The 20,314-nt window shown below is 68.7% G+C and carries 17 protein-coding genes and 2 pseudogenes; 14 read left to right on the forward strand and 5 right to left on the reverse strand.

Annotation, left to right across the window (positions count from 1 at the left end; all coding sequences use genetic code 11):
* Positions 1-18: 18 nt before the first annotated feature.
* Genes RKD20_RS28270 through RKD20_RS28285 form a run of 4 tightly spaced genes read left to right on the forward strand, consistent with a single transcriptional unit; the run spans position 19 to position 6,155 of the window.
* Entirely contained in the window at positions 19-2,781 is a 2,763-nt protein-coding gene (locus RKD20_RS28270; protein WP_424880164.1) for an O-antigen ligase family protein, read from the forward strand.
* The gene (locus RKD20_RS28275) at positions 2,778-4,001 is read left to right on the forward strand and encodes a glycosyltransferase family 4 protein (protein ID WP_424880165.1); all 1,224 of its coding nucleotides are present in this window, start codon (positions 2,778-2,780) and stop codon (positions 3,999-4,001) included. The genes RKD20_RS28270 and RKD20_RS28275 overlap by 4 nt, the downstream gene beginning before the upstream one ends.
* Positions 3,998-4,972 (forward strand): D-glucuronyl C5-epimerase family protein, encoded by a 975-nt coding sequence (locus RKD20_RS28280; protein ID WP_424880166.1) that lies wholly within the window; start codon positions 3,998-4,000, stop codon positions 4,970-4,972. The genes RKD20_RS28275 and RKD20_RS28280 overlap by 4 nt, the downstream gene beginning before the upstream one ends.
* Before the next feature lie 22 nt (positions 4,973-4,994).
* Positions 4,995-6,155, forward strand: coding sequence for a glycosyltransferase family 4 protein (locus RKD20_RS28285; protein ID WP_424880167.1), 1,161 nt, complete (start codon positions 4,995-4,997; stop codon positions 6,153-6,155).
* A 446-nt stretch (positions 6,156-6,601) separates the two neighbouring features.
* Here RKD20_RS28285 and RKD20_RS28290 read toward each other — a convergent pair whose 3' ends face one another.
* Positions 6,602-7,276 (reverse strand): hypothetical protein, encoded by a 675-nt coding sequence (locus RKD20_RS28290; protein ID WP_424880168.1) that lies wholly within the window; start codon positions 7,274-7,276, stop codon positions 6,602-6,604.
* Between the two features lie 306 nt (positions 7,277-7,582).
* Here RKD20_RS28290 and RKD20_RS28295 point away from each other — a divergent pair, with 306 nt between their 5' ends.
* The 6 genes and pseudogenes from RKD20_RS28295 (at position 7,583) to wecB (ending at position 13,718) form a co-directional block, all read left to right on the forward strand.
* Entirely contained in the window at positions 7,583-9,055 is a 1,473-nt protein-coding gene (locus RKD20_RS28295; RefSeq protein ID WP_424880169.1) for a polysaccharide biosynthesis tyrosine autokinase, read from the forward strand.
* The gene (locus RKD20_RS28300; RefSeq protein ID WP_424880170.1) at positions 9,052-9,585 is read left to right on the forward strand and encodes a low molecular weight phosphatase family protein; all 534 of its coding nucleotides are present in this window, start codon (positions 9,052-9,054) and stop codon (positions 9,583-9,585) included. The genes RKD20_RS28295 and RKD20_RS28300 overlap by 4 nt, the downstream gene beginning before the upstream one ends.
* A 160-nt stretch (positions 9,586-9,745) precedes the next feature.
* A pseudogene (locus tag RKD20_RS28305) lies at positions 9,746-10,844 on the forward strand (DegT/DnrJ/EryC1/StrS family aminotransferase).
* A gap of 41 nt (positions 10,845-10,885) precedes the next feature.
* Positions 10,886-11,878, forward strand: coding sequence for a Gfo/Idh/MocA family protein (locus tag RKD20_RS28310; RefSeq protein WP_424880171.1), 993 nt, complete (start codon positions 10,886-10,888; stop codon positions 11,876-11,878).
* 89 nt (positions 11,879-11,967) lie between these two features.
* Positions 11,968-12,621 (forward strand): acyltransferase, encoded by a 654-nt coding sequence (locus RKD20_RS28315; RefSeq protein WP_424883341.1) that lies wholly within the window; start codon positions 11,968-11,970, stop codon positions 12,619-12,621.
* Positions 12,618-13,718, forward strand: coding sequence for a non-hydrolyzing UDP-N-acetylglucosamine 2-epimerase (gene wecB, locus RKD20_RS28320; RefSeq protein WP_424880172.1), 1,101 nt, complete (start codon positions 12,618-12,620; stop codon positions 13,716-13,718). Before RKD20_RS28315 ends, wecB begins: the two co-directional genes overlap by 4 nt.
* Here the strand turns inward: wecB and RKD20_RS28325 are convergent.
* The 3 genes from RKD20_RS28325 to RKD20_RS28335 all read right to left on the reverse strand — a co-directional run bounded on the left by RKD20_RS28325 (position 13,706) and on the right by RKD20_RS28335 (position 16,041).
* Positions 13,706-15,013, reverse strand: a complete 1,308-nt coding sequence (locus tag RKD20_RS28325) for a nucleotide sugar dehydrogenase (protein ID WP_424880173.1) — start codon at positions 15,011-15,013, stop codon at positions 13,706-13,708. The two genes, wecB and RKD20_RS28325, sit on opposite strands and share 13 nt — an antisense overlap.
* Positions 15,014-15,229: 216 nt before the next feature.
* Positions 15,230-15,595, reverse strand: coding sequence for a hypothetical protein (locus RKD20_RS28330; protein ID WP_424880174.1), 366 nt, complete (start codon positions 15,593-15,595; stop codon positions 15,230-15,232).
* A 71-nt stretch (positions 15,596-15,666) separates the two neighbouring features.
* Positions 15,667-16,041 (reverse strand): hypothetical protein, encoded by a 375-nt coding sequence (locus RKD20_RS28335; protein ID WP_424880175.1) that lies wholly within the window; start codon positions 16,039-16,041, stop codon positions 15,667-15,669.
* Positions 16,042-16,350: 309 nt separating this feature from the next.
* Between RKD20_RS28335 and RKD20_RS28340 the strand changes: the two genes are divergently transcribed.
* From RKD20_RS28340 to RKD20_RS28355, 4 genes are all read left to right on the forward strand, one after another.
* Positions 16,351-16,545, forward strand: a complete 195-nt coding sequence (locus RKD20_RS28340; protein ID WP_424880176.1) for a hypothetical protein — start codon at positions 16,351-16,353, stop codon at positions 16,543-16,545.
* Positions 16,546-16,636: 91 nt separating this feature from the next.
* Positions 16,637-17,857 (forward strand): replication-relaxation family protein, encoded by a 1,221-nt coding sequence (locus tag RKD20_RS28345; protein WP_424883342.1) that lies wholly within the window; start codon positions 16,637-16,639, stop codon positions 17,855-17,857.
* 196 nt (positions 17,858-18,053) lie between these two features.
* Entirely contained in the window at positions 18,054-18,341 is a 288-nt protein-coding gene (locus RKD20_RS28350) for a hypothetical protein (RefSeq protein WP_424880177.1), read from the forward strand.
* Between the two features lie 708 nt (positions 18,342-19,049).
* Positions 19,050-19,409 (forward strand): hypothetical protein, encoded by a 360-nt coding sequence (locus RKD20_RS28355; protein WP_424880178.1) that lies wholly within the window; start codon positions 19,050-19,052, stop codon positions 19,407-19,409.
* A gap of 355 nt (positions 19,410-19,764) precedes the next feature.
* Here RKD20_RS28355 and RKD20_RS28360 read toward each other — a convergent pair.
* Positions 19,765-20,146: pseudogene (locus RKD20_RS28360) on the reverse strand (ISAzo13 family transposase); the annotation flags it as partial.
* Positions 20,147-20,314: the final 168 nt, after the last annotated feature.

A 20,314-nucleotide genomic window follows, 5' to 3' on the forward strand; every position in this document is an offset into this window, starting at 1 on the left:
ATCATGAAAGGTCTCCGCGTGCGACTGCCAGGAGTAAGCCCGGCCGCCATCGGAGGCACACTGACCACGCGACTGCTCGCCACGGCGATGAGCTTCGCGGCGGGCGTCATCGCAGCACGAGACTTGGGGGTGCACGGCCGGGCCACGTTCGCGGTCATGATCTCGGTCCCCACTGTGCTGAGCATCGTCACGGTCCTGGGCATGGACAGCGCCAACGCCCGGTTCGCCGGAACCTCACACACCGCGTACCGCCAGATCGTCCGGTGGACCGTGGCGTTCTCCCTGGTTCCCGGTTCGGCACTGGCGGGGCTGTGGCTGCTGCTCGGTCATCTCTTGCCGGTCGTGCTGCTCGGTGTGCCGTTCCGGCTTGCCCTGGTCGCGGCCACCATGTGCCCGGTGACCCTGCTGACCACGCTGCTCGGCACGGCCGAGATCGGCCGCGGCCGGGTCAGGACGTACAACCTCGCGAGCACCGTCCCCGCGGCCTGCCACCTTGTCGGAGTCTGCGGCCTGTTCGCCGCAAGATCACTGACCCCCACCAGTTGCTTTCTGTCCGCGCTGGCCGGGCAATTGCTCTGCGCCGGAGTACTGCTGATCGCGACCACGACCCGGGTCCACGACGATGGTGAACGGGTGTCCGCCCGGACCTTCGGCAGCTTCGCCCTCAGGGCTTATCTCCCGAATCTCATCCACTACGGAATGCTGCGTCTCGATGTGCCGGTGATCCAGTTGCTCGCCGGGGCGACGGCCGTGGCCATGTACGCTGTGGCGCTGCCCGTGGCCGAGGCGATGTTCCTGCTTCCCACGGCGGTCGCGCTGGTGATGTTTCCCGCGGTCACGTCGGGTGCTGTCGACGCGCGGGCGGCGGCCAGGATTGCCCGGACCGTTTTCGCTGCCGCCGCCGTGTCGGCCGCCATGGTGGCGGCAGCTGCCCCCGTCCTGATCCCGGCGGTCTACGGGCGACCGTACTCCGGTGCCGTGCAGGTGATCTGGGCGATGCTCCCGGGCCTTGTGCTGTTCAGTATGGGCCGCTCGCTCCAGGCCTATCTGGCGGCCACCGACCTGCTTCGGCCGGTGATCGTGGCCACCGTGATCGCTGGGATGGTCAACGTCGCTTTGCTCGGAGTCCTGACCCCCCACTATGCGGCAGTCGGTGCCGGCGCGGCCGACTCGGCCGGATACCTGGTGTTCGCGGTGCTGATCGGCAGGGGTGTGCGGTGGGGCGTCCGCGCCGGCCCGCACCCGCCGGCTCGGCCTGCCACCGAGGGCGGGCAGCCCGCCCCCGCGCGCCGACCGCTCGGCCGACTGGTGGCCAAGTGGGGCGGCGACCGCCGGCCGGCCGTGTATCAGAGGTACGTGAGGTCCATGATGCTCAGGCGAACCCACCTGGTCGCGGCGGGGCTTGTGACCGTGGCAGGAGTCGGCTACCTCGCGATGGCGTACGGCCCCGCCGTCAGCCTGGTCAGCGCCGCCGTCGGGCTCGCGGTCATCGTCGTGGCCTGCCTACTGATCCCGGACGCGGGTCTGTATGTGCTCGCGGTCGCGATCCCGCTCTCGCAGTCGGACATCGGGACATCGCTCATCAGCCCGAGACGGCTGGTCGCCCTGATGCTCCTCTGCCTGCTGGGTCGCGTCGTCGCCGGCGCGGGGATCGCGTGGCCGAAGCTGATCGGCGCCCTGATCACCGTCGGCACGGTCGCTTATATGGCGGCCGCCAGCGCCGTGGTCGGCGACACCGGGCTGCAGGGAACCGGTAACTGGCAATACCTGCTGCTGATGTGCGCGCCGCTGTTGCTCGTACCACTGATCGCCCCACCGGGACCCGCTCTTGACCGGGCGCTCACGGTGTTCTGCTGCGGCAGTGTGATTCTGGCCGTGATCGAAATCGCCCAAGCCGGGTCCATCTTCGCCATGAAGGCGGACCTCACCCCTGCCGACACCGCTGTTCTGGCCATCACCCAAGAGGGCACGGCCAACCACAACGCCGTGGGAGCCCTGTTCGTCATGGCGGCCGCAGTCCTGCTCAGACGCTGCACGGCCGTCCAGGGGCGCGTGACGCGACTGGCCACCGCCGCCGCGGTCGTCGTGCTCGCCCTGGGGGTTGCGTACTCGCTGAGCCGCGCGGCCTATCTGGCGGGCATCGCGATGATCGCTCTCTATGCCGCCCGCAGATCACTGCGCGGTGTCCTGGCCCTGGGTGCCGGCGCGGCCTGCATGCTGCCGCTGCTGCCCGCGGCGATCGCGGCCCGGTTCGACTCGATCCTCGGCGGCGCTCCGGACGCCAACTCCGCTGTACGGCTCGATCTGTGGAGCAGCGCCCTGCGGATGTTCGAGGCACACCCGGCTTTCGGCGTCGGATACCTGAACTTCGCGGCCCAGTTGCCCGCCTTTTACCAAGCCACCGGTGATTACGAGGTCATGTTCCTACAGTTCCCGCTCCTGGAATTCGCGCACAACACGTACCTGACCGTGCTCTCGCAGACAGGGCTTGTGGGGGCGCTCGGGATCGGCGCACTTGCCGTGCTCGGCGCCCTCCGAGCTCTGCGGGCGATCCGCTCCGGTGATCCCGCGGGTGAGGCGGCGCTGCTGGCCATGGTCGGTGCCGGGGTCTGCTCGCTGTTCGGTGAGGTCCTGCTGGTGCCCCCTCTGCTGGCCGCCCTGATGCTGATCGTTCTGGCTGCGAAGCCGGTTCCGGTCGGCCCATCACGGGGGCCGGCACCAGTACCGGTGCCGGAATCAGCACCGGTACTGGCGTCGGCGCCTGCGCCGGTGGCGCGATGAGTACGTTCGACAGCGGGAAGCCCCCGCGGCGGCTGCGCATCCTCCAGATCACCTCGACCGCCGTCGGTGGGAGCTGGTTCCACGATCAGGTGCGGGGGCTGGCCGAGCTGGGCCACGAGGTCTGCGCGGTGCTGCCCCGCGAAGGCCCGCTCGCCGACCGGCTGCGCAGGGTCGGGGGCGTCCGGGTGGAGATCATCGGGTTCGGACTGTCCCGTCGTATCAGACAGTTGCCCGGGCTGATGGCCGCGCAGTGGCGGCTGATGAAGTTCGTCAGGGAGTACAAACCGGATGTCATCCACTCGCATCTGATCATCGCGATGCTCGCGGCACGAGTGGCCTCGTTTGCCCATCGGCCGGCGCTGGTCGTGTCGCAGGTTCCAGGACTGGTGCATCTACGGATGGCTCCCTTCCGGATCCTGGAATGGCTCTCGCTGCGTCGGGATGACCTGGTGCTCGGGTCGTGCCGGGCGATCGCGCACCGCTACCGGGCCATGGGAGCGCGGTCGGTCGCGGTCAGCTACTACGGCTGCGACGTGCACCGGTTCGATCCGGCAACGCCGCCGGGGCCGTTCCGCCGGGAGTTCGGGCTCGGCGGCGACACGCCGGCCATCGGCATGGTCGCCTACATGTATCCGAGCAAGTTGCGCGAGTTCCGCCAGGTCGGCGTCAAGGGGCACGAAGTCTTCATCGACGCAGTCCCGCTGATTCTGCGGCAGAACTCCGACGCCAGGTTCTTCGTGGTCGGCGACGAGCTGGTCGGCGACGGAGAGTACCGGAGAGAGCTGGAACGCCGCGCCGCCCGGCTCGGCGTCGCCGACCGGATCCGGTTCACCGGCTTCCGGTCCGACATCAGCTCGGTCATGGCCGGGCTGGACGTACTGGTGAACCCCTCCATGGACGAGTCCGCCTGCTACACCGTGGTGGAGGCGCTGCTCATGCGTAAGGGCGTGGTGGCGACCGAGGTCGGTGGCCTGCCGGACACCGTCCAGCACGGCCATACCGGCCTGTTGGTCCCACCCGCCGACGCGGCAGCACTGGCACAGGCCGTGAACGCACTGGTCGCCGATCCCGCAGCACGCCTCCGCATGGCCGACCGCGGCCGCGAACTCGCGTTCCGGCAATTCGACATCGCCGGGACAGTGAGCCAGGTGGACGAGCTGTACCACCAGGCGCTGGCCGCGCGGGGGCGACGCCGGCCGCTGCGCTGGAGGAAGGCGTGAAGGACAGGGCGTGGTCCACGGCAACCCTTGCCGGCATGGCGGGGAAGGCGGTACGCGATCTGCGGCGGCCGAGCTTCCCGGTCGACGTGACGACACCGCCAGGTGACATGCCGACCGGTCAACCGGGTAGATACCCGCTCGACCTGCGGCCGATGACCGCCGGGAGCGTGCTCGACCACGAGCACGTCGTGGTGACGCGTGCCGTGTCCGGCGCAATGTACCGGAACCCGGTCTCGGTCAGCCTGTATGCGCTCGCCCAGCACACCCGCGACCTCGCCGCCGGATGGTCCCCTGCCACTGCGGACGAACGGCCGCCGGGCATCCAGGCTCTGCTGACCCAGGCCAGATGGCTGCGTGCCGGCCAGGACAGCAATGGCGGCTGGCGCTATCCGGTACCGGTGCCGCGGTACGGCGTACGCCCGGGCTGGTACTCCGCCATGGCTCAGGGCCTGGCGGTGTCCGTGATGCTGCGTGCATACGCCACGACCGGCGAGCGGTCCTTTCTCGATGCGAGTGAGGGTGCGGTGGAACTGATGCTTCGGCCGCTGGAGGCGGGCGGCTGCTCGCACTACGACCAACTGGGGCGCCCTTTTCCCGAGGAGTGCCCGTCGGACCCGGTCAGTCACATTCTCAACGGTGCGGTCTTTGCCCTCTTCGGTCTGTGCGAGCTGAGTGGGCATCAGGGCGGGACCGTCCACGAGCGCGTGGCGGACCGGCTGCGCGACTCGCTGCCCGAGTTCGACCTGGGGTACTGGACCCGATACGACCTGCGGCACCACGCGCCCGCCAGTTTCGCCTACCACTGCCTGCACACTGCTTTGCTGACCGCGGCTGGATGCGCGCTCGCCGACCCGCGATGGCTGGCGGTGGGCACCGCGTGGGAGCGCTACACGAGGAGCCCGACCAAGCGGTTGCGAGCAGCGGCGGGCAAGGGCCGTTTCGTACTCAGGGAGCACCGTGCAGGATCGTGATCACGTCCCGCTACGGCGGGGTATGGACGATGCATCGGCCGCGCCGCTGCGCGTCGTCCTGCTCGCGCCGGCCACGTCGGCGCACACCCGGCGTTGGGCGGACGACCTGGCCCTGCGGGGGCATCAGGTGACGGTCTGCAGCTGGCACGGGCCGGGCCTGTGTCCCGATGACTGGCGAATCACATCCGCCCCCGCCGGAGGGGGCCGGCCGTTGCGGGTGCTGCGCGCGGGGCACTGGCTGCGCCGCGAGGTGCGCGGGGCGCGGCCGGATGTCATCCACGTGCATTCGCTCGGTGTGCACGGGGCGCTCTCCCTTCTGCTGCCGGCCCGCCCGGCAGTGCCGCTGCTTGTCACGCCGTGGGGCTCCGAACTGCGCGCGGCGGACCGGCATCTCGGCCGGGCGCTGGTCGCTCGGCAGGCGCTGCGGCGGGCCGCGCGCGTGGTGCCGACCTCCCGGGAGGTGGCTGAGCTGGTCGCGAGCCGGTACCGGGTCCTCCGCTCACGGATCACGGTCCTGTCCTGGGGGGTACCGGACGTGCTGCTGGATGCCGGGCACGACGCCGATCCCCGGGTGACACGCGCGAAGTACGGCATTCCGGCGGAAGCCACGGTCGCGCTGTCGGTCCGCAGCACGTCGGAGGTCTACCGGACACACGAGATCCTCGCGGCCTTCTCCCGCGCCGCGCGGGTCCGGCCGGACCTGTTCCTCCTGCTGGTGGCGGGTCACCAGCCGATTCACGTGGCCGCCAGACAGGCGCAGCAGGAATATCTCGGGCTGTTGCGCGCCCGGGCACAAGACCTGTCCGGCCGGGTCGCCCTCGTCGATCAGCGACTCTGCCAGGCCGAGATGTTCAGCCTGATGCGCGCGAGCGATGTGGCGATCTCGGTCCCCCGGTCCGACCAGCGAAGCTCCTCGGTGCTCGAGGCTGCGGCTGCCGGGTGCCGGCTGCTGCTCTCCGACATCGCGCCCTACCGGGAACTGCTGGCGGACGGCCTGCTGGCGGACCTGCTTCCCGATCCGCTGGTCAGCACGTTGGCTGATGCCCTCTCAGGCACGGGGCCACTGGATGCCGCCGGTCGCCTTGCCAACAACCAGCTGATCGGCCAGACCGAGCGTGGTTCCCTGAAGGTCGCCGAACTCGAACGGCTGTACAGGAATGTGGTCCGGGCGGGGACGATGTGATCCCGCTGGACGCCCAGGGGCCGCGAGGGGTACCTCATGCCGGAAGAGGAGAGCCGGGGGGGGGACTTCGCCGGCACGCAAGAGGCCCGAGGCGAGGCCGGCCCATCAGAGTGGTCCCCTCGCCGAAGCCTGCGGGCGAAGGTCCTCGAAACCCTCCCCACGCCCCGGGATCAGACCTTGTGTTCGACCTGGTGGGGGCCAGCCTGCCGTCGGTGAGTGCGGCTTCGGCAGGCCGGATCGTCGGACACTGCTGGGACGCTCCCGGGCCGCCACCGGCTCGGACCGGGTGAGCAGCGCGGTGGCTCCGATGCAGAGGGAGCGGTGGCCAGGAGCACGGTGCTGCGACAGCGCGCCGCCCGGTTGCCGGAACGGCTGGCCCGGGCAGGCGGACGGCGTCCCGGCCGGGGCCGGGACGCCGTAGTCCTGCTGTGGGCACGCTCTGATTGTCAGGAGCTGCGACGACGCCGCACGGCCAGCATCGTGCCACCACCGGCCGCGAGGAGGGCGGTCGCGGTGCCGCCGATCACCAGGGCCTTGTCACTGCCCGTCGCCGCGAGCTTCTCGGCGTTCCCGTTCACGTCCGGGTAGCTCGCCGGGCCGACGGCTGCGGCGAGTTCGTGGGAGTCGTTGGGTCCGACGCCACCTCCGTTGTGGCCACTGTGTGCCGGCGTGCCGTGGTGCCCGGGCTTGCCCGGGTGGTGGGGCGGCTTGGGGGGCGGGGTGGGCTTCACACTGCCCCGCACGTAGATGCTGACGCCGACACTCGGGTCGGGATGAGCCGAGGTGAGCCGGAACACGTGCCAGCCGGTGATGGTGTTCGCCGGGATGGTCACGGTTCCCGAAACCGATCCGTCGGCCCGGGCCCGGAAGTGGCCGAGCACGACCGGGGTCGATTCCAGCAGCGCTGTGACGCTCGACCTGGGGGCGAACACCCCGGCGGAGGTGCTGAAGTCCAAGGAGTCCCCGGCTGTCACCATCGTGGTACTGACGGACAGGGGCGGGGGCGGCGGCGGGTACGGCTGCGCCGAGGCGGCTTGCGCCCCGATCAGCGGTGCTCCGATGAGAATGGCAGTCGAGGCCGCCGACACCAGAGCGGCCCGCCATCTGCGTGATGCTGTCATTTTCCTCAATCTCCTCGACTTGGGTCCGGGCCTGATCGTGCGGCGGCCGTCATTTGGTGTGGACACCAAGACCTGGATACATGGCGCAAAGAGAACATAACGACACTCGTTAGTCTGATGGCGCGAGAAGTCACCGGATTGGCCCAGTCCCGGCTCGCGCGGTGCGCGTCGCAAGGGACTTTCGAGGGGGCGACACAAGGGGTGGATCCCTCTTTCGAAGAGTCCGAGTCCCTATGGTCGACATCGTCCATAGGGAACAGAAAGCCCCGATTCGGGTGGTTCCCTCAGTCCCGTGAGGGGTGCAGCTTGGATCTCCAAGGATTCCTGAAGGCTCTTGCCAGACGATGGCCGACGGTCGTCGTCTGTCTGGTTCTCGCGGTCGGGACGGCGCTCGCCGTGACAAGCGCGAGCACCCCCGTCTACGAAGCGAGGACGCAGCTCTTCGTCGCCACCCGCGCCGGCGAGAACACCATCGATCTGAACCAGGGGCAGACGTTCTCGCAGGCGCGCGTGCAGTCGTACGCCGAGATTGTGAGGACCCGTCAGGTCACCGCTCCGGTGGTGAAACAGCTGCGGCTGCACACCACTCCGGAGGAGCTGGCGTCCCGGATCACCGCCGGCGTCCCGCTCAAGACCGTGCTCATCGACATCACCGTCCGGGACACCGCGCCCCGGCGCGCGGCGCGCATCGCCAACGCCGTGGCAAAGCGGTTCAGTTCGGTCGTCGAGCAGTTGGAGACCCCCAAGCGGTCGGTCTCCTCGACATCCAAGAAGGGCGACGGGGCCGATGACGACACGGCCGCACGCCCGGTCTCCCCGGTCTCCATGGGCGTCACCGAGGCAGCCGTCGCCCCGACCTCTCCCACAGAGCCCCGCCCGTTGCTCAACCTGGCCGCGGGTGTGGTGGGCGGCCTGCTGCTCGCCGCGGGGCTGGTGGCCCTCCTTGAGACGCTCGACACCACGTTCAAGACGAGCGAGGCACTGGGGGCATTCACCGCCATGCCCGGCCTCGCCACCATCCCGTACGACAGGAACGCCCCAAGGCAGCCGCTGATCGGTGCCGACGGGCACTCCGCGCGTGCCGAGGCGTTCCGCAAGCTGCGGACCAACCTGCAGTTCTCACAGGTCGACGATCCGCCGCGGATCATCCTGGTGACGAGCTCGGTGCCCGGTGAGGGCAAGACGAACATCGCGATGAACCTCGCCCGATCCCTCGCCGAGGCCGGCGTCTCCACCTGCCTTGTGGACGGCGACCTCCGCCGCCCCTGCGTGGCACCGGCTTTCGGCCTCGTCCAGGACGGCGGTCTGACCACGGTGCTCATCGGACAGGCCCGTGTCGAGGAGGTGATGCAGAAGGTCGCCGGCGGGCTCTCGGTGCTCGCCAGCGGCGCTGTGCCGCCGAACCCCGCGGAACTGCTCGCCTCGGCGCGTATGGAAGAGGTGCTGCGCGAGCTCGCCGACATGTACGACGTCGTGATCATCGACACGGCGCCGCTGCTGCCGGTCGCCGACACCGCGGGGCTCGCCTCCCTCACCCAGGGCGCGCTGCTCGTCGTACGGGCCGGGAAGACCAACCGGGACCAGGTGCGCACCGCCAAGGAATCACTGGAGCGCGTGGGCGCGCGCGTGCTCGGCACCGTGTTCAGTATGGCTCCGGTTCCCAAGGGCGGCCGTTATGGCCGTTACGGCGCCTACGGCGAGCTGCCCGCTCCGCGTACGTCGGCCACGCCGGAGGGGGCGGCCGCCTCGGCGGTGACGCGTACCACGGACGGGACATGACCCGGATCCTGTTCGTCTGCACGGCCAACGTGTACCGCTCGGTGCTCGCCGAGCGCCTCCTGGCGGCGAGGCTGCCGCAGGGCTCGGTCCTGCGGCCGGAGAGCGCCGGTACGCAGGCGTGTCACCGTCCCCGCATGGAGGACACCACCCGGGCGGTCCTGGAACGGCTGGGAGGCGACGGCTCCGGATTCGTCTCCCGCCCGCTCACCGCACAGCTCATGGCGGGTGCCCCACTGGTCCTCGGACTCGCGCGCGAGCACCGCGAGGCGGCCGTCCGCCTCGCCCCGGCGGCGATGCGGCGCTGCTTCACCCTGAAGGAGTTCGTGCGGCTCGCGAACGGGGGAGCCGCAGGGGAGGGTGGGGGCGGATTCGAGGCAGTGGTGGCAGCGGCTGCCAATCGTCGCGGTACCGCGGCCCCGGTCCCGCAGGCCGAGGACGACATCCCGGACCCCTGGGGCGGGCCTCGTGAGGAGCTGTACGAGTGTGCCCTGGAGATCGCCAGGGAGGTGAGCGGACTGGTTCGGCTGTGAGCGATGCGTCATCGATGTCGCCGATTCGCCTCGGGCGGTGGAGCTGGTCGCGTCGCGATCATCCATAAGGGTGGATACGCGGCGCGCAGGAAAACCGGACGGGTCAACGAGAAGTTGAACGTGGGTCGACTCTCTTCCGCCCCTCGAACGGAGAAGTCCAGTGACCCGCTCCCTTCCATCGATCCCGGCGGCCAGACCCGTGATCGGAGAAGCCGAGATCGCTGCGGCCGTACGCGTTCTGCGTAGTGGCCGTGTCGTCCAGGGCCCGGAAGTGGCCGCGTTCGAAGATGCGTTCTCCGAATTGGTCGCCGGCCGCGCCTGCGTAGCGGTCAACTCAGGAACCTCCGCCCTGCAGCTGAGCCTCATGGCTCTGGGCATCGGACCGGGAGACGAGGTCGTGGTGCCCTCGTTCTCGTTCGCGGCGACCGCCAACGCAGTACGCCTCGTAGGCGCCGATCCAGTCTTCGCCGACATCACGTCCAGCACCTACTGCCTCGACCCGCTCGCCGTATCAGCGATGATCGGTCCGCGCACCGCCGCGCTCATGCCGGTGCATCTGTATGGGCACCCCGCGCCCATGGACCAGCTGATGCAACTTGCCGCACGCCATGGGCTCGCCGTACTGGAGGATGCCTGTCAGGCGCACGGAGCCACGCTGCACGGACGCCCCGTCGGCACCTTCGGTGAGGCGGGATGCTTCAGCTTCTATCCCACGAAAAACATGCACGCTCTCGAGGGCGGCATCATTTCGACCGCCGATCCGCACCTCGCCCGCACCCTTCGGCTTCTGCGGAACCAAGGCATGGAGCAGCGCTACGAGAACGAGATCGTCGGGGCCAACATGCGGATGACCGACGTCGCGGCGGCCGTCGGCCGTGAGCAGCTGAAGCAGCTGCCGGCCTGGACGGAGCGGCGGAGAGCCAACGCCAAGGTGCTCGACACCCACATCGAGGAGCTGTCCGTTCCACAGGAGGCCGACGGTGCGCGGCACGTCTACCACCAGTACACGGTCCGCATCCCGCGGCGGTCTCCGGGATGCCGTGCAGCGGGACCTGGCGCGACAGGGCATCGGCAGTGCGGTGTACTACCCGACCCCGATCCACCGACTCAGGCCCTATCAGGACCAGGGCAGCCCGCCCCTGCCCGAGACCGATCGGGCAGCGACGGAGGTTCTTTCCCTCCCGGTACACCCGACCCTGCGGCAGGCCGAGCTGGAGCGGATCGCACAGGCCGTGAACGATGCCGGAAGAGTCGGGTGAGCCGGCGCACCCTGCGGGCCGGGCTCATCGGCCTTGGAGCAATGGGACACAACCATGCCCGGGTGTTGTCGTCGCTTGACGGCGTCGAGTTGGTGGGCGTCATGGACCCGGCAGGTGACACCACGGGTGCCGGCCGGAACACCCTTGTCGTCGCCACCCTGCATGAGCTGCTCGCGCGTGGACTCGACTACGCGGTGGTCGCCTGTCCCACGGCGTCGCACGAGGAGGTCGGCCTGGACTTGGCCGACAACGGCGTGCCCGCGCTGATCGAGAAGCCGCTCGCCCACTCGGCGACGGCCGCACAGCGACTGGTCGACGCCTTCGACAGAGCGGGACTGGTCGCCGGTGTCGGACACATCGAGCGGTTCAACCCGGCACTGCAGAGCCTGCGTTCCCGACTCGAGGCGGGAGAACTCGGGGACGTCTTCCAAGTGGTCACGCGGCGCCAGGGACCCTTCCCACACCGCATCGCCGATGTCGGGGTCGTCAAGGACCTGGCCACCCACGACATCGACCTCACCAGTTGGGTCACCGGACACGACTACGTCTCGCTATCCGCGCGCACGGTGTCCAAGAGCGGCCGACTCCATGAGGACATGGTCTCCGTGGTCGCCGACCTCAGCGACGGCACCCTGGTCAGCCACCTCGTCAACTGGCTCAGCCCCCACAAGGAGCGCTACACGGCGGTGACCGGCGAGCGTGGCTGCCTCGTCGCCGACACTCTCACGGCAGACCTGACCTTCCACGCCAACGGAGCGGTGGCCACCGAGTGGGAGGCCCTGCGCGCCTTCCGCGGCGTGGCCGAGGGCGACATGGTCCGCTACGCCATCCCCAAGCGTGAGCCGCTCCTCGTCGAGCACGAGCTGTTCCGTGATGCCGTGGACGGGAAGGCCACGGACATCGTCACGCTCGATCAGGGGCTGAGGACGGTGGAGGTGGCGGAGGCTGTCCTCGACTCGGCACGGCGGAAGGCATCCGTGAGCCTGCGACGCCCGCGCACGCCGACCCTGGCGGTGGTCCCCCAGCGGTCATGACGAGCACCCCTGCCAAGGGCCAGGAACCAGCCTGGCGAGGCTACGCGGAGACCCAGTACCCGGAGCAGTTAGTGCTCGTTGCTCAGCACATGAACCAAAGCGGTGAGGTGGCGTTTGCGCAGGTACGGATCGCGCCCGGTGCGCAGGTCGACGAGTCGGCCGTGCTCAGCCCGGGTACGACTGTGTGGGAACTCGCGCAGATCCGCGAGGAAGCGGTGCTCGGCTGCGACTGCGTCGTGGGTCGGGGTGTCTATGTGGGGCCCGGTGTGAAGATCGGCCACAGGGTCAAGATTCAGAACCATGCGCTGGTGTACGAGCCTGCCGAGCTGGCCGACGGCGTCTTCGTCGGGCCCGCGGTCGTCCTCACGAACGACCGCAATCCTCGCGCCGTCGGCGCGGACGGACGTCTGAAGCGCGCCGGTGACTGGGAGGCGGTCGGCGTCCGGGTCGCTGAGGGCGCGTCACTCGGCGCGCGCTCAGTGTGTGTGGCTCCGGTCGGCATCGGCCGCTGGGCGATGGTCGCCGCGGGGGCCGTTGTCACCAAGGACGTGCCGGACTTCGCCCTCGTCGCCGGTGTCCCTGCCCGTCAGATCGGATGGGTGGGACCTGCCGGCGAGCGTCTGCGGGCACTGCCGGATCGGGTCGGACTCTGGGAGTGCCCGAGCAATGGGAATCTCTACTCGGAGAACGACGGAATTCTGACGGAGCTTTCAGCTCAATACCGAGAAAAGTCGAACCCGTGAAGGTCATGAGCGTAGTCGGGGCGCGACCCCAATTCGTCAAGCTTGCCGCAGTCGCCGCAGCGTTCGGGAACACGGAGCACGATCATATGATCGTCCACACCGGTCAGCACTACGACGCCGATCTGTCCGACGTCTTCTTCACCGGCCTCTCCATCCCCGAGCCCCACGTGCACCTGGGCGTTGGCTCAGGCACCCACGGCGTGCAGACCGGTACCATTCTGGCGGCCCTCGATCCCGTCATCGCCGCCGCACACCCTGAATGGGTGCTCGTTTACGGAGACACCAACTCCACTCTTGCCGGCGCCCTTTCCGCTGCCAAACAGCACATCCCCGTTGCCCACCTGGAAGCGGGCCTGCGCTCTTTCAACCGGCGGATGCCCGAGGAGCACAACCGCGTTCTCACGGACCACGCTGCCGATCTGCTGCTCGCACCCACCGAGGAGGCGGTGCACCACCTGGCAGCCGAGGGCCTGGCCGACCGTGTGGTCCTGACCGGGGACGTCATGGTCGACACGTGCCTGCGCATCAGGGACAAGGTGCTGAGGGACAAGGCCACCGCCGCACTTCCGGCCTTCGTCAACGCTCAGGAGCCCTACCTCTTCGCCACATTGCACCGGGCCGAGAACACGGATCGTCCCGATCGCCTGGCCGCTCTCGTGGATGCCCTGGCCAGTCTGCCGGTTCCCGTCGCCCTGGCCGCCCATCCCAGGCTGCTCGCACGTGCAGAGGACTTCGGCATCAAGCTCGACAGCGGCTCCCTCAGTATCAGCCGCCCCCTTCCCTACGCCGAGCTGATCCGCACGGTGCTCGGCTCGCGTGGTGTGATCACCGACTCGGGAGGACTCCAGAAAGAGGCGTTCCTCTTGGAGCGCGTCTGCACGACACTCCGTACGGAGACGGAATGGCCCGAAACGCTCCGGGGTGGCTGGAACGCACTCGTGCCGGATCCTTGTGAACTGGGCTCCCAGGCATGGCGTGACACCGTCCTGCGTCCTGCACCCAAGAGCTCACGCGGCGTGCCGTACGGCGACGGCAAAGCAGCACCCCGTGTGGTGCGGGCGCTGGAAGATCGCGTGAGCGGATCTCAAGCCCGCTGAGCCGTCCGGGTCGGCGCACCAAGAAGGATCACCTCGGCCCCGGCCCATCGATCGGGGTCGGTGATCCGCCGCCCGTCGACCACGACGCGCACCTCCGGGAACCGGTCGGATCCGAGCTCTCGGTACTCGCCGTGATCGGCTTGGACGACAGCGGCGGTGACTGTCTGGCCGCTGTACGGTGGCAGGCCGAGTGCCCTCAGATCATCGGCCGTGTACAGCGGGTCGGACACGTACGGCTCGGCGCCGCGCGCCCGCAGCGCCTCGACGACGGGGAACACCCCGGAGAATGCGGTCTCCTTGACGCCGCCCCGATAGGCGGCGCCCAATACCAGCACGCCTGCGCCGGTCAGGTCGCCGTACACCTCCGCAAGCCGCCGTACCGCGTACTCGGGCATCGAGGCATTGGCCGTACGGGCCTCTTGTACGACTGTCGCGTCCGAGTCGTTCCACAGATACATCCGCGGATAGACGGGAATGCAGTGACCGCCTACGGCGATGCCAGGCCTGTGGATGTGGCTGTACGGCTGCGAGTTGCAGCCGTCGATCACCAGCTCGATGTCGATGCCGATGCGGTCCGCGAACCGTGCGAACTGGTTCGCCAGCCCGATGTTCACGTCACGGTAGGTCGTCTCGGCCAGCTTCGCGAACTCCGCGGCCTCCGCCGAGCCGAGGTCCCAGACGCCGTTGGGACGAGGCAGTTCGTCGCGTACGTCGAAGTCGAGGAGGGACTCGTAGAACTCGACACCTCGGCGGGCGGAGGCCACGTCGATGCCGCCGAGCAGCTTGGGGTAGCGGCGCAGGTCGGCGAATACACGTCCGGTCAGCACCCGTTCGGGGCTGAATACGAGAGCGAAGTCCCGGCCCGCGGTCAGCCCGCTGCCCTGCTCGAGCATGGGCGCCCAGCGCCCTCGAGTGGTACCGACGGGCAGTGTCGTCTCATAGGACACGAGTGTGCCCGGCCGCAGTCCGCGCGCCACCGCCTGCGTCGCCGTATCCATCCAACCGAAGTCGGGCGTGCCCTGGGCGTCGACGTATACCGGAACGACCAGGACGACCGCCTCGGCGTGCGTGACCGCCGCGGTCGTGTCGGTGGTGGCCAGCAGCCGCCCCGCCGCGACGACGGTCTTCAGCCGCTCAGCGAGTTCAGCCTCGCCGGGGAACGGCTCAACGCCCTCATTGACCAGGCGCACGACTCGCTCATCCACGTCGGCGCCGATGACGTGGTGGCCTTTTGCCGCGAACTGGACAGCCAGCGGCAGACCGATCTTTCCGAGCGCCACCACACAGATCTGCACGGGCTACTTCCTCCGAGCGGCAACCAGCTGCGCAGGCGGCCGAAGAGAGCCGACACGCATTGACAAAGCACTGCGCACTTTATCTCCGCAGCTTCATTTCAGTGAGCCGACACGAAGGGTCGAATGATCGTCTGACCTTGACTCTGACACGTGATCAGGCCGTCGCGGTGATGGGTTCGAAGCGTATGGTCAGGCCGAGACGGTTGACTTCCTTGGTCATCCGGCGCATGGCACGTTCGGGGGCTGGTCGGGTGAAGTGGTCGGGCCCGAGGTCCTAGCAGCGGTCTTGTTCCTGAGGATGTGCCAGATCGTTATGGCGAGCTTGTGCATGACAGCGATCAGTGCCCATTGCCGACCACGGCGGGCGGCAATGCGCCGGTAATAGGCGCTGAGGTAGCAGTCCTTGTTGTAGGGGGACGGGTCGCGAATCAGCAGGGCCTCGCCGGGGCAGCGATGGCTGATGCCGAGTCCCCAGGTGCGCTGAACGCGGCTGGACAGCCACGAGTGCATCGTCGTGTCCGTGCCGCGGAGCGCAGTTCGAGGTACCTGTGCGCCGGGATCTTCAACCCGGCGGTGCTTCATGGCCGGAGCATCAAGTAGTCGTCCAGGAAGGGGGCGACGATCAAGTCAGACAGCATCCTGTCTCCAACGACTCAGTGCGATGCGTAGCGGGGGCGGGGCGCCGAATGGACCGGCACGAGTGGCAGCAACAGCTCGGCGGGCGCGAGGAATTGATCAAAGGACCGAACGGTCCACTCGTACCAAGTGCCGTGGCTGCTGATCGAGAATCCGCAGGGTTCGCCGCGGTGGAGAGCGCCGGTCGCCTGCAAACATCCGCCGCTGTCAGTCCAGTTGAGAGCGCGCTCTTGTCCGAATGACGGGAGGGTGGGCGCCAGCCTGCGGACGTTCATGCGGATTTTGCGAATGGCCTCTCCCGGTGTGCTGACGATCTCGCGCTCGGGGCGGCCTTTGATCTTGAGGTCCCCTTTGGACGCCGTGTGTTCGCACCAGAACGCGCGTCTGATCACGACTGTGGGGCCCGGCACGTGTGGCGTTCCCGCCCTGTGCCACTCGACCGAGTCGGATGGCGCGCGCACTGACGACGACCTGCCGAAGGAACTGCCCGCTGCCCCTGACGACACCAACCGTGAGGGAGGACTCGGCCTCTATGTCGTTGATCAGCTCGCCGATCAATGGGGGCCTCGCTGTCCGGCGGACTGACACCCACGTCCAAAGCCGTGTGGTTCCGCCTCCACGAGGGCGGCAGGGGCGCCGAGTGATCAGACCCAAGGACATAAGCGTGTTCCGTAATCGGTGGGGCCAAGAGCGACGCCGACGTGTGGCTCTACTTCGACGCGCGCCTGCTCGTAGAGATCGAACGCGATCAGGCGCGGACGCTGGTCGATCTCGCCGAGCAGGTCGGGATGTTTGCCGCCGTCCGGCCCACCCCTTCAAACCGTGCCTCGCGCCAACTCCGTAGCGCAGTCCGTGATGCCCTGCGCCGATTCCGCAGCAAGGAGGTGCCCAAATGACCAGTGAAGGGCTCGACCGCATGGTGATTGGCGTGGTCTGCCTGTCCGTCTGCCTCGGTCTGGTCGCGCTCTTAGTGATCTATGCCTGGACCTGGCCCGCCACAGCCTCGTTGTCCCGGAGGGCAGTGCGCGGGACGGCAACAAGCTGTGGGGGCTGACCGCGCTCGGTCTGGAGGCCGCCTCCGAGGTCCTCGCCCGTCCGCTGGGCGAGATGGGCGGGACCGCTCGCGGCGCGGCCCGCCCTGGCGCCCCGCACGCGATGGCGGTCAACGAGACGATCATCGCCATCACCCACACCATCCCGGAAGCCACCCGGCCCGTACGCCGCAGCCGGCCCGAGACCGCAGCCTCGCTCCCGCCCGCGCAAGACACTGTCGCTGCGGAGCAGGGCACCGGCGATTCGGGGGTGGCGGGGATCGGCACGGTCGCCTCGTGGTCCACGGAGGTGGTCCATCACCTGCCCGCCGTCGGGTGTAACCGCTCCGCGGTCCAGGCCGACGCGGTGTTGCTGGCCCCGGAGGCGGGGGTGCCGGTGTTGCTGGTGGAGGTCGACAACTGCACCGAGACCCTGGACGTGCTGGCAGCCAAGTTCGACCGCTACCGCCGCTTCTTCCACCTGAAGACCAAGGGCCACCAGGGCCTGGAGGTCCCGGTGTGGAGCACTCTGTATCCGCCGACCGGGCGGGAGGGGCACCCGCCGGTGGCTGTGGTGTTCAACCCTGGCATCCGCACCGGCGAGCAGGCTTTGAAGAACCGCATGAACCGGGTCCTGGAAGGGACCCGCGACATCTGGTCGGGCCGTTACGAACGCATGGGCAGCATCCTCAGCGGCCCCGCCGACGGCTACACCAACTACACCGACGCCGTCCCGCTGCTGGTCACCACCCTGCCCCGCCTCAAAGAGCACGGGCCGCTGGAGGCGGTGTGGTGGCGCTGCGGCCATCGCCGGTGGGAAACCCTCACCGACGCCCTCGACAACCCCGACGACATCGACGCCTGGCACCACCGCGACGAAGAACGCCGCCGCGAACGCGATCAGGAGCTGGAACAGGAACGCCTTCAGCGCGAAGCCGACCTGCAGCGCGAGCTGCGAACAAGCACCCCTTGCAGACCCGCCACCGCCGCCGGCTCCCTGCGAGCGCTGCGGCCTGCCCGTCACCGGCGCGTCCGGCCTTCGGTACGACGACGCCCCGCCCGAGGACGGCCGCCACTGCCCCGACTGCCGCACGGACCTCGCCCACCAGCCACCCGGTCTGCTCAAGGCGCTGTTCGGCAGGAGATCCGGCACGTGAGCGGCTGTAGAACTGGATGAGGCGCAAGGATGAGCGGGCCGGGAAGGCACCGTGGCTTCCCCGCCCGCCAGTGATGCCCTTTTGCGGGGCAGGTTCTGGATGCTGTGGTGTAGCGGGCGGTGACGTCGTCCCAGTCGCGTATGGCCGGCCCGGTGTGCGCCGGCCGGTCGGCGTGGCGATATGCAATATGTGGAGTAATGCGGGTAGATATCTGGAATGACTGATGGTGACCTGCCTGGAGATGTCGCCGCGCAGGACTGGTTCGTGCGTGCTCGGGTCCGCATCAGCGAGGAACATCGCGCCAACTCGCTGGAAGGGAAGTCGAGGGTTTTCCGGCCTGGGGAGGAGCTGGAGATGATGCAGTGGGGGCGGGCAGCCCAGGAGATCGATACGGACGCGTGGTGGACGACGCACCACTACATTCCCGCTGCTCACATCGTCCCGGCGGGCAAGATTCAGGTCCTTGAGATCCTCGAGGAACGGCGGCCCGAGGCGGACGTGTAGAAGGCCAGCGAAGTCACTGCGCCGTCTGCGTGTCGGCTTCCACGTGCGCTGGCCGGTGAGGAACTCCACAACGCCAGCCTTGCCGATGTATTTGTCGAGGGCGAGCTGCTGCACCGACAGCGCGTCGAGCACGCGATCGGATCGCAGGTCGCTCAGTAGCTATCGGCCCACTTCAAACGCCCTCTCAAATCATCGCCGACCGAGTCGGTCTGCCCCACCCGCGTCCCCGGTCCTGGGGAGAGCGCCTCAGCCGATCCGAGTCGCGGGTGACGTCACACGCTCGACGCCGACCGGGGCAGCCGTGCCGCGTTCCCCGGCGAGATGGCGGCAGGTCCGGGCCCACCGTGCTGGTTGCCCTTCGGGCCACTCATTCACAGCAATGCGAACCGCGGTACGAATTTCGTGCTCCAAAAGCTTCTGACCTGGTGTTTTCTGTCGATAACGGTCTCCTGACGCCTCCTGCGGCTGGGGGTGCACAGGATGGCTGGATTGCCGCCGATCACGTTGTGAGGCCTTCTGAGCAGGGGGACATCCCCACCGGCTTCCTCATTCACACACAGAGAAAGGCGCGGAATGCCATCCTTCAAGCGCTTCGGGTCCGCTGTCGCGTCGGCCGCGGTCCTGACCTCCCTGGCTATGGCTCTCTCCCCGGCAGCCACAGCGGCCACGACCCCGCAGATCACCAAGCATGTCCCTGTCGTTCAGGAAGTGAAGACCCAGGGGGCCAGGTCGCTGACCTGCGCCGCTCTGAGCGCTCAGCTGTCCACGCAACTGAAGGCCGCCCAGACTGCTCTGGCCGCCACGCCGCCCGATGTCGTCGCGGCCCAGGCCGCAATCACCGCGGCCCAGGCCACGGTCGTCCAGCTCCAGGCTCAGCTGTGTCTCCCGACGCCCCCCATGACTCCGATCTGTGCGGCTCTCGCTCTCCAGCTCCAGCAGGACCTCAAGGCCCTGGTCGCGGCGGTGACGGCCGTCCCGCCGAACCAGGACCAGATCACTCTGGCGCTGAACGCGGTGCTCACCACCAGCGCGGCACTCAAGGCCAACGCTTGTGTGAGCGCCGCCTGACCGACCGCTCCTCGCGCAGTGCCGACCCGAGGAGTCGTCCGAGAGGGCCGGTGATTCACTGAGCAAGCCCTACCTCGGTGGCTCCCCATGTTGGGGTGAAGGGTCTTCACAGGCGGCGGCCTGTGAAGACCCTTCTTTCTTCGAGTTCCCGATCCCACACATTCACCGGCGCATCGTTGAGCATGTCCAGGGACTGCTCGCACCCGCTCACGGGCATGCGGCAAAGCACTCGTTCGCGGGGCACGGTGGGGAAGTCCGTCCCGCCCACCTGACGCCCCGCCACACTCCACGCGACGACGCCTCTGACCAGGCCAGATAGCGAAGCGCTGCTGGAGTACTAAGGGCTCGCAGACTATTACCAGGTTGTCTTGATCATGCTGCTGGGGCCGCCGCTCAGGGTTCGAATGCGAGCCTGGAGGGATGTGGGGGCGAGGGGCGGGGCGGCTGCCGGCGGGATGACGATGCTGTGCGCCTTCAACAGTGTCCCTGATTATCAGCAGGGTGCGGTGCATGGCGGTCCGGCTGCTGTCGAACAGCACGGCGGGGGTTCCGCAGCCAGGGCGACCCGCACGGGCAGCACGGTGGCCAGGACCTGGTGGGTGAGGCGAGCCGGGGCGGGCGGCCGCGCTTGACGTCGCCGTCGATGGCCAAAGTGTCGGTGAGATTGCTCAGTTGCTGCGGGACATGCCAGTCAGGGCAGGATGGGGCAGCAGAGCATGTGGCCCTCGTTGCGCAGGACCAGCAGATTTGATCGCCCCGAAGGGGCGCAAAGAGGCGCGGGGAACTGCGCGACCAACCCCCATGAACCCGCACCCGGCGGATCACAGGACCGATCGAGCTCGTAGCCGTACACCAACTGCGGTACGTCGACGCCCACAGTTCCCCCCAGGGTCTGCCCCTACTGT

The sequence above is a fragment of the Streptomyces sp. SLBN-8D4 genome (genome assembly GCF_049739545.1).
GTDB classification, from domain to species: Bacteria; Actinomycetota; Actinomycetes; order Streptomycetales; family Streptomycetaceae; genus Streptomyces; species Streptomyces canus_C.

Coding starts and splice junctions, on each gene's coding strand:
- RKD20_RS28290 (WP_424880168.1), bottom strand. CDS start 7,276: ATGACAGCATCACGCAGATGGCGGGCCGCTCTGGTGTCGGCGGCCTCG.
- RKD20_RS28315 (WP_424883341.1), top strand. CDS start 11,968: ATGAACCAAAGCGGTGAGGTGGCGTTTGCGCAGGTACGGATCGCGCCC.
- RKD20_RS28330 (WP_424880174.1), bottom strand. CDS start 15,595: ATGAAGCACCGCCGGGTTGAAGATCCCGGCGCACAGGTACCTCGAACT.
- RKD20_RS28275 (WP_424880165.1), top strand. CDS start 2,778: ATGAGTACGTTCGACAGCGGGAAGCCCCCGCGGCGGCTGCGCATCCTC.
- RKD20_RS28300 (WP_424880170.1), top strand. CDS start 9,052: ATGACCCGGATCCTGTTCGTCTGCACGGCCAACGTGTACCGCTCGGTG.
- RKD20_RS28310 (WP_424880171.1), top strand. CDS start 10,886: ATGGGACACAACCATGCCCGGGTGTTGTCGTCGCTTGACGGCGTCGAG.
- RKD20_RS28285 (WP_424880167.1), top strand. CDS start 4,995: ATGGACGATGCATCGGCCGCGCCGCTGCGCGTCGTCCTGCTCGCGCCG.
- RKD20_RS28350 (WP_424880177.1), top strand. CDS start 18,054: ATGACTGATGGTGACCTGCCTGGAGATGTCGCCGCGCAGGACTGGTTC.